The sequence below is a fragment of the Streptomyces sp. NPDC006739 genome, from assembly GCF_042869815.1.
Classification (GTDB): domain Bacteria; phylum Actinomycetota; class Actinomycetes; order Streptomycetales; family Streptomycetaceae; genus Streptomyces.
Genome location: NZ_JBIAGM010000069.1, coordinates 1 through 7,393 on the forward strand (window position 1 = coordinate 1; position 7,393 = coordinate 7,393).

The 7,393-nt window shown below is 67.7% G+C and carries 9 protein-coding genes; 2 read left to right on the plus strand and 7 right to left on the minus strand.

Annotated elements, in window-relative coordinates; translation table 11 throughout:
* Positions 1–282 precede the first annotated feature (282 nt).
* The gene (locus ACFYMM_RS44000; protein WP_388398395.1) at positions 283–570 is read left to right on the plus strand and encodes a hypothetical protein; all 288 of its coding nucleotides are present in this window, start codon (positions 283–285) and stop codon (positions 568–570) included.
* Positions 571–602: 32 nt separating this feature from the next.
* Here the strand turns inward: ACFYMM_RS44000 and ACFYMM_RS44005 are convergent, their stop codons facing one another.
* The 3 genes from ACFYMM_RS44005 to ACFYMM_RS44015 all read right to left on the minus strand — a co-directional run bounded on the left by ACFYMM_RS44005 (position 603) and on the right by ACFYMM_RS44015 (position 1,909).
* Positions 603–866, minus strand: coding sequence for a hypothetical protein (locus tag ACFYMM_RS44005; protein WP_388398398.1), 264 nt, complete (start codon positions 864–866; stop codon positions 603–605).
* Entirely contained in the window at positions 863–1,168 is a 306-nt protein-coding gene (locus tag ACFYMM_RS44010) for a DUF6247 family protein (RefSeq protein ID WP_388398400.1), read from the minus strand. Before ACFYMM_RS44010 ends, ACFYMM_RS44005 begins: the two co-directional genes overlap by 4 nt.
* Positions 1,169–1,678: 510 nt before the next feature.
* On the minus strand, positions 1,679–1,909 hold the full coding sequence (locus ACFYMM_RS44015; protein WP_388398401.1) for a hypothetical protein: 231 nt from the start codon (positions 1,907–1,909) through the stop codon (positions 1,679–1,681).
* A 130-nt stretch (positions 1,910–2,039) separates the two neighbouring features.
* On the opposite strand from ACFYMM_RS44015, the gene ACFYMM_RS44020 reads away from it, so the two are divergent.
* On the plus strand, positions 2,040–2,615 hold the full coding sequence (locus tag ACFYMM_RS44020; RefSeq protein ID WP_388398404.1) for an epimerase: 576 nt from the start codon (positions 2,040–2,042) through the stop codon (positions 2,613–2,615).
* A gap of 1,116 nt (positions 2,616–3,731) precedes the next feature.
* On the opposite strand, the gene ACFYMM_RS44025 is transcribed toward ACFYMM_RS44020, so the two are convergent.
* The 4 genes from ACFYMM_RS44025 to ACFYMM_RS44040 all read right to left on the minus strand — a co-directional run.
* Entirely contained in the window at positions 3,732–4,460 is a 729-nt protein-coding gene (locus tag ACFYMM_RS44025) for an SDR family oxidoreductase (protein WP_388398406.1), read from the minus strand.
* Between the two features lie 241 nt (positions 4,461–4,701).
* On the minus strand, positions 4,702–5,517 hold the full coding sequence (locus ACFYMM_RS44030) for an oxidoreductase (RefSeq protein ID WP_388398409.1): 816 nt from the start codon (positions 5,515–5,517) through the stop codon (positions 4,702–4,704).
* A 298-nt stretch (positions 5,518–5,815) separates the two neighbouring features.
* On the minus strand, positions 5,816–6,400 hold the full coding sequence (locus ACFYMM_RS44035; protein WP_388398412.1) for a TetR/AcrR family transcriptional regulator: 585 nt from the start codon (positions 6,398–6,400) through the stop codon (positions 5,816–5,818).
* Positions 6,401–6,881: 481 nt separating this feature from the next.
* Positions 6,882–7,393 (minus strand): ATP-binding protein (locus tag ACFYMM_RS44040; RefSeq protein ID WP_388398414.1); only part of this gene is annotated, 512 nt, incomplete at its 5' end.

Below are 7,393 nucleotides of genomic sequence, written 5' to 3' on the forward strand. Positions count from 1 at the left end.
CGACACGACACGCCACCACTCCCACGGAATCACCGGCCCTATGCCTGACCAGCTAAAACGCCGCTTTCAGGTTCGGAAAGACAACGACGCCTGAACACTGGGCACGTCGCGAAGATTGCTTCTGCGGCAGCCTGCGACGTCTCGTACAACCAGGCAGCCAACGGTCATCTGGCCGACCTCTTCGCCGCCCTTCCCCTACCGGGCACTGCCGAAGGCGATGATTTTTGGGGCGCGCTGGGAGATGCCGGAGGCGATGCCGCTCTGTACATCGACCCCGGCAACATGGGCGGTCCGTCCTTCGATCGCCTGGTCGGGGGGAACGGAGCGGGCATCGCCGACCGGGTGCTCAGCTTTCTGGCGGAGCTCGACGACCAGCAGCGCGACGCCGTGACCAGGGTGATCGGCGACGCGCTGGCCCAGGACACGCTCGTAGCAGGTGGCCGTTACCTCGGACGGCTGTGGCTGCGTGACGCCGAGACCACTGCCTGGCATGTGCTGCTCGCCGGGCGCCGGCTGCACCAGACAGAGGACGACCGCAAGCGATTCCTCGAGGCTTGGGGCAACGCCTGAGTGGTGGGCCCCGGCTGCGATGCGAGACGTGGCTATCCGAGCCAAGTGATGGTGAGGACGGACAGGCGGCGCAGGGGTCTGTTCACCCAGTAGGTGAGGGAGAGCTGGCCGACGGAGGCGTGGCGGACGTCCTCGCCCTCGGGGTCGTCGGCGTTCCACTGCCCAAAGCCCCACGGGGCGCCGGCGGCGGCGTCCAGGACGTCCCACACCATGTCTTCGACGTTCTCGGGCAGGGTGGCGAGGACCTTCGCGGCCGGGGCGGAGAAACGGACCGCATACGGCTGCTGTTCGGTCACCGGCGCCGCCCGCGGAGCTCCGCCATGTCGATGAAGTCGCTGTCGTCGTAGCCGGAGGCGACGAACGCGTCGACGGCCGGTGCGGAGGCGAGACGGCCCTGCCAGTCCCGGACGACCGTGTACAGGGCGCTGAGGGAGAACGTGCGCCGCGATTCCTCGAGCGCGGCCGCCCACTCCCGCTCGAAGGCCGGCACCCAGGTGTCGGCACGCGGGTCGGCGCGCAGCTGGGCGAGGAGTTCGGCCGGCGCCCCGGGCGCGGGGGCGTACGGCGTGAAGGGTGCGTGGTCGGGCTGCGCGCTCATCTGGTCCTCCCGGCGGGTCGTCACCTCACGGTACGCGCGTCGGATCGCCGTGGATGCGGTCGTGGGCAGATCCCTCCTACGGGGTGAGCGGCGGCACGAGGGCCGGGCACCGGCTGTTGCGATGGCGGGGCCCGGCCTGTGTTGTGCCGACCAAGGTCAGGCGGCGGGGCTGAGGGTCAGGCTGTAGCGGCGGCCGGTGGCCAGGTGGACCGTGAGGGTGTCGCCGTCGACGACACGGCCCGGCAGGCGTCGGCTCAGGGCAGCGCCTCGCCGTCGGCGCCTTCAGAGCCAGTCCGGTGCGGTACACCCCGAGGCCATGTCCGCCGGTTGGGGGCCGCTCTTATCTAGGGGGCAGAACCCTTTGTGCAGCTCAGGCCGCTGATCGCGGGTGCAGGGCAAGTCAGGCAAGTTCGAGTTGCCATGTCCGAGGATGGCGTTTCGGTCGAAACGCCATTATCTGGGGTAAGCCCGCTGGCGCCGGTCTTCGTTCCGCTGCTCCTCAACCTGCGTTCAGCACATGCCGCTTTCCACCTGTGCGACGACCAGCCACACTCCCGCGATTGCCATCGCCAAAACCACAACCACAGTCACGCACGGGTGCATTTCACCGTCCAAATCCCAGTGGGAGGGGCGGAAGAGAACGCTCAGACCTATGATTGCGAGCACCAGGCCAAGAGCAAGAAGCCAGACGTGGCCTGTACAGCCGAGCGAGAGCTGCACCGTGCTGGGCAACTTCTGCATGCCCGACACCGTAAACAGGAGCAGCCGCTAGCTTCTGTCGCCGTGCGGCGCCGCCGATGATATCACCCGAATGGGCGCCCAGAGAGTACAAGCGCCGGTCTCCGGTCCGATGTACCATCCCCTATTCGTGGTGACCCAACCTCGTTTCGACCGAACCGAGGTCCGTCCTGTCGAGAGGAGCCGCGCCCGACTTGCGACCTCCGCACGGTCGCAAGACCGGCTGACCGGCTACGACGCCTGCTTCTACTGCCTGGGCACCTCGGCCATCGGCATGAGCGAGGCCGACTACCGGGTCGTCTCCTACGATTTCCCGCTCGCAGCCGCCCGCGCTCTGCTGGCCGTCAGCCCCGGCCTCGCCTTCGCTTACGTCTCCGGCATCGGTACCGACGGCACGGGCAAGTCCCGCATGATGTGGGCGCGTGTGAAGGGCGAGACGGAGAACGCCCTGCTGGAGCTTTCACCGCGGGCCCACACGTTCCGCCCTGCGTTCATCCTGCCCCTGCCGGGCACCAAGGCGAAGGCCAGGGTCCATGTCCTGCTGTACCGGGCACTCAGTCCGCTGTACCCGGTGCTGCGGCGCATCGCGCCGCGCTACGTCACCACCAGTGTGCACCTGGGCCAGGCCATGATCCACATAGCCCGTTGCGGTGGGAGGCGCCGCATCCTGGCCACGGCCGACATCAACGAAGCAGCCGCAACGCCGTGACCGCAAAGGACACACGCGCCGCGACTACCGGTGGCGGGGCGGGCCGATGCGCTGGGGTCGGTGACCGGTTCGACCCGAGCCGCCTGCGGAGGTCCCGCTCGCTGGCGTGGTCGATCCCGGCCCGTCCATCGGACGCCTCGTACCTTCGAGATCACGGCACCGGCGGCCGTGCTGGGTTTCTCTGCGCTGGTCACCGGCGACCGTCACACGGCCGACGGCGTCCACTGTTGGCTCAAGCGCAACCTCGCCGAGCAACCCGAACTGCCCAAGAGCCGGTTCACCGGCCGTCGCAGCGACACCCCAGTCACCGACTTCCCGCCGGAGACGGCCTTCCAACGAGTGGCCGACTTCCAGCCCCCCGGCAGGCGTACTTCCACCCCGGCATCGCCGCCGCATTCTTCGCCGGATACGCACAGCAGGACAGCGACCCGTCCGCGCCCCAACTCGGCCGTGAGTACATCGCTCTTACGGCTGGCGGCACCGAAGAGCAGTACGACGACCCGACGTCGGTGCAGATCTAAAAGTTCGGCTGGGGCGCTGCAGCCATGTTCTCCGCCGACCCGAACGGTGGACGTCTCTCCCATGGGTGACGAGGATGGGCGAGTGGTTCGTACGACGGCAGCGTCCCGACAGGCATGGGCGCCGTCCTCGTTCGTGACAGCACAGCCCGGAATCCTCGACCTCGGCTGGAAGACGGCCGAGCACACAATGGAACTGTTCTACGTAGAACACGCGTTGGTGACTCACGCCGCCCGCTGACCCAGCCGGATCGAACGTCTTCACAGCGCGCACGGCACTCCGCCAGGACCGCGACGGCGAAGGCGGCGCCGACGCCGCGGCGGCTGTGATGCACCCGGCGCCGACGTCCCGAGGGGCGCATCTCCGGACCCCGGCGCCGAACCACGCCGGAGCGCTTCGTGCCCCGGCCACAGCTTCCAGCGATCGGCGGCCCGGGACCAGTCCTTTCTCCAGGCCGGGGCGCCGAGCATGTCAGTACTGGACCGGCCGAATGGTGGAGTCGGGTATTGAACTGCGAATGCCTCGGTCAAGGTCCGAGCGATCCGCTCCGCCTTCGCCTGCCAGGACTCCTGTGTCGGCCTTGGCACATCCCGTGGGTCAGTTCGCCAGGTACGCGGCGAACTGCGTCTCGAGGCCCGGGTACAGCAGGGTCAGGTCGTCGTGCAGCGTGGACTTCACGTTGCGACTGAGCTCATCGACGATGGCCTCGGGCCGACCTGTCTCCAGCGCGTCCAGGGCGCTGCGCGCCACGTCGGCGGGCGGGGTCTTGGCGATGTCGATGCCGGCTTGCATGTCCGTGTCGACCGGCCCGACGTGGACGGCGACGACTTCGGTCCCCTGCGTCTTGAGCTGCTGCCTGGCGGCGTTGGTGTAGCTCCATGCGGCCGCCTTCGACGCGCTGTACGTTGCGGCCACGGGGTACGCCGCCCAGGAGACGACCGAGAGCATGTTGACGAAGGCACCGCCACCGTTGGCTGCCACGACCGGGGCGAAGGCTTGCGTCATGGCGATGAGCCCGAAGTAGTTCACCTCGAGCTCGTTGCGCGCGACGTCGAGCGGTGCGGAGAGGGCGAGGTTTCCGCTGGCGATCCCGGCGTTGTTCACGACGATCTCGACATCGGCGAGCTCGGCCGCGGCCGCGGCGACAGCCGCCGGGTCCGTCACGTCCAGCGCGACGGGCGTGAGCCGCGGATCGGTGATCGTGGCGACATCGCGTACAGCCGCGTACACCTTGGTCGCACCGCGCTCAAGGAGTTCCTCTGCGAATGCCTTGCCGATGCCACGGTTGGCGCCGGTCACCAGAGCGACCGAACCTTTGATCTTCATGTCTGCCTCTTCTGATCAGGTGTTGGGGGTTGGGCACGGCCATGGGGTTGAGCAACGACGGGAGTGCTGGTCCCGTGGGCCTCGACGAGCGCGACTGGTGCCCGGTGGCGTTTCTGCGGGACTGTCCGCCGGCAAGACACCTTGCGTGTATCGGTCTTCTCGTTGCCGAAGCGTCGATGACCGTGTGGCTGCGGACCGAGGCCGTGCGGTTCGCCTTTTGGTGCGCTCCGCGTGGGAGGGGTCAGCCGGGCAACTGGTTGAGCTTGCGCACTTGCCGGTCGAATGCCCGCGCGGGCACGATGCGGCGCAGCACGCTGACACGTGAGGCTGTCGGGCCGGCGGCGTAGCGCAGCTTCGGCTTCGGTGCGGTGGCCGCGGTCACGATCACCTTGGCGACGACGGACGGATCGTCGCCCTTCTTGATCAGTTCCGCAACGAGCTGGTCGAACACGCCGCGCTGTTTCGCGTAGACGGGCAGCGGCAGGTCGGAGCGCACGGCGTTCGCGTCGAACGAGGTGTTGGTCAGGGCGGGTTCGACCAGCAGTACCCGCACCCCGTGCTCGCGGACCTCGTGGTCCACGGACTCGGAGTAGCCCTCGATCGCGTGTTTGGAGGCGGCGTAGATGGCCATGTAGGGCTGCGGGACGAGCCCGACGACGGACGAGAGGTTGATGACGCGCCCGGATCCCTGGGCGCGCATGTGCGGCAGGACGGCCTTCATCATGCGTATGGCGCCGAAGACGTTGACGTCGATGATGCGCTGATCCTGCGCGAGCGAGCTTTCCTCGGCGGCGCCCGCCGCGCCGATGCCGGCGTTGTTGACGAGCACGTCGATCCCTCCGAACCGCTCGATCACCTGCTTGACCACGGTGGTGGCCGAATCGGCGCCGGTCACGTCCAGATCGAGCATCGTCACGCCCGGGGTGGGGGCGAGCCCGGAGGTGTTGCGGCTCGTCCCGACCACCTCGAAACCCGCCTCGGCGAGAGCGGCGGCGGCCGCCTTCCCGATTCCTGAGGACGCCCCTGTCACCAGCGCCACCGGCCTGTTCGTCGTCACCGCAGTCTCCTTCATCGGTGGATCAAGGCTGATTGAATTACGTTCGTAATACCATACGGCCGGATGGGGCCGCCTGGCAAGCGGGCCGGTCGGGCGGCGCCTGAGGGCGACGTCCGGAGTGGAACAGGGTGCGGGCAGGCGGGCCGGGCGGCGCTCGTCGGGGGCGGGTGATCCGGCGCGCGTACGACCGGTCGATTTGCATCGAGCGGCACTGATGTCAGTACACGCGGCCGTCGCTGTGCGCGGGTGACGGGCGCGGCGGCTTGCCTCCGTGCCGCAGCCCCGGCGCTGCAGTGCCTCAGCTCGACTGCGGCACGCTCAGGAGGGCGAGGGCGTTGCTGATGCCCTGTTCGAGAACCGCCTGCGACAACTGTTCATCCGCCAGAGCACGGGCCAGTTGCAGCGTGCCGACCATCCCCGCGTAGGCGGTGAGCACCGCAAGGCGCAGCGACGCCGGATCGTGCGGCGCCAGGCGCGCGGCGATGTCGTCGACGATGCCGACCACTCCGTCGGTGTAGGCCTGTTTGGTCGCCTGCCCGCACCGGCCGATCTCGTCGAGCAGGGCGGCGGACGGGCAGCCTTCCGCGGGATGGTCGCGATGCTCGATGGAGAGGTATGCGCGCACGAGCTGTTCGACGCCGCCGTCACCCGCCATCGCGTCCAGGCTCTCGGCCAGGTCGCGAAGTTGTTGTGCGACGGCGTTGACGACCAGGTCGTCCTTGGATGCGAAATGGGCGTAGAAGGCGCCGTTGGTCAACCCGGCATCCGACATGAGGACGGCGACCCCAGAGCCGTCGATGCCGTCGCGCTTGAACCGGCGCCCGGCCGCCTCGATGATGCGCTGCCGGGTGGCCTGCTTGTGCTCTTTCCCGTAGCGCGCCACTGGTCCTCCTTCACCCGCGCGGACGGCCATCGTCCATACCTAACCTTATCGTACGACCATAATTCAACGAGTGGCACCCAAGTGGTCGCCATACCCCCTTCAGGAACAGGTACCGAGCTTGATCTTTAACCTGTGCGGCGTGGTCGTGGGATGGTCGACTTCTTCGTTCGCTGTTTCGCCGCCGCTGTTTGCGGGGTGTGTGCACATCGTGGCGTGGAGTGGGTCGGGTGTTCTGGGTCGATTGACCTTACGTACTCCCTTGCCCACTCCAGCCACAGTCGAGCTGAGTCCAGAGCCGACTCGTCCGCAACACCGATCAACCCGCCGATGCGACGTTCCAATGCATTGCAGTACGCACTGAGGGCAGCAGCCTCCTGCCAGCACGCAGCCTCTTCACACAGCGCCTGGGCAAGCTGTTGTCGGCGGTCTCTGAACCTGGACCCCTTTGGGGTCGGTGAGTTTTGACCCCGTGTGTAGTTGTTCACCCGGTTGCCGCGCTCGGTGTGCGGCCGATGTCGCGGTCTTTGAGCCGATAGGAGTCTCCCTTCAAGGAGAGCACATCGGCGTGATGGACGAGACGGTCGATCATGGCGGCGGCGACGGTGTCGTCACCGAAGACCTCTCCCCAGCGTCCGAACGGCTTGTTGCTGGTCACGATCACGGAGGCGCGTTCGTAGCGGCCCGAGATCAGCTGGAAGAACAGGTTCGCTGCCTCCGGTTCGAACGGGATGTAGCCGACCTCATCGATCACTAGAACGGGGACGCGCGCCAGCCGGAGGAGTTCGTCCTGGAGCTTGCGGTGGCGTGGGCGGCGGCCAGACGGTCGACCCACTGGGAGGCTGTGTCGGCGTACAAGCGAACGTGCACCACCTCGTACGGATGAAAGTGCACCATTCTTGGGTTGCGTCCAGGGAAGTGGTGTACGGGTTCGACCTGATCCGGGGGTTTGCTCCGGCATCGGGATGGTGCCCGCATAGATGAACGGCCACCGGC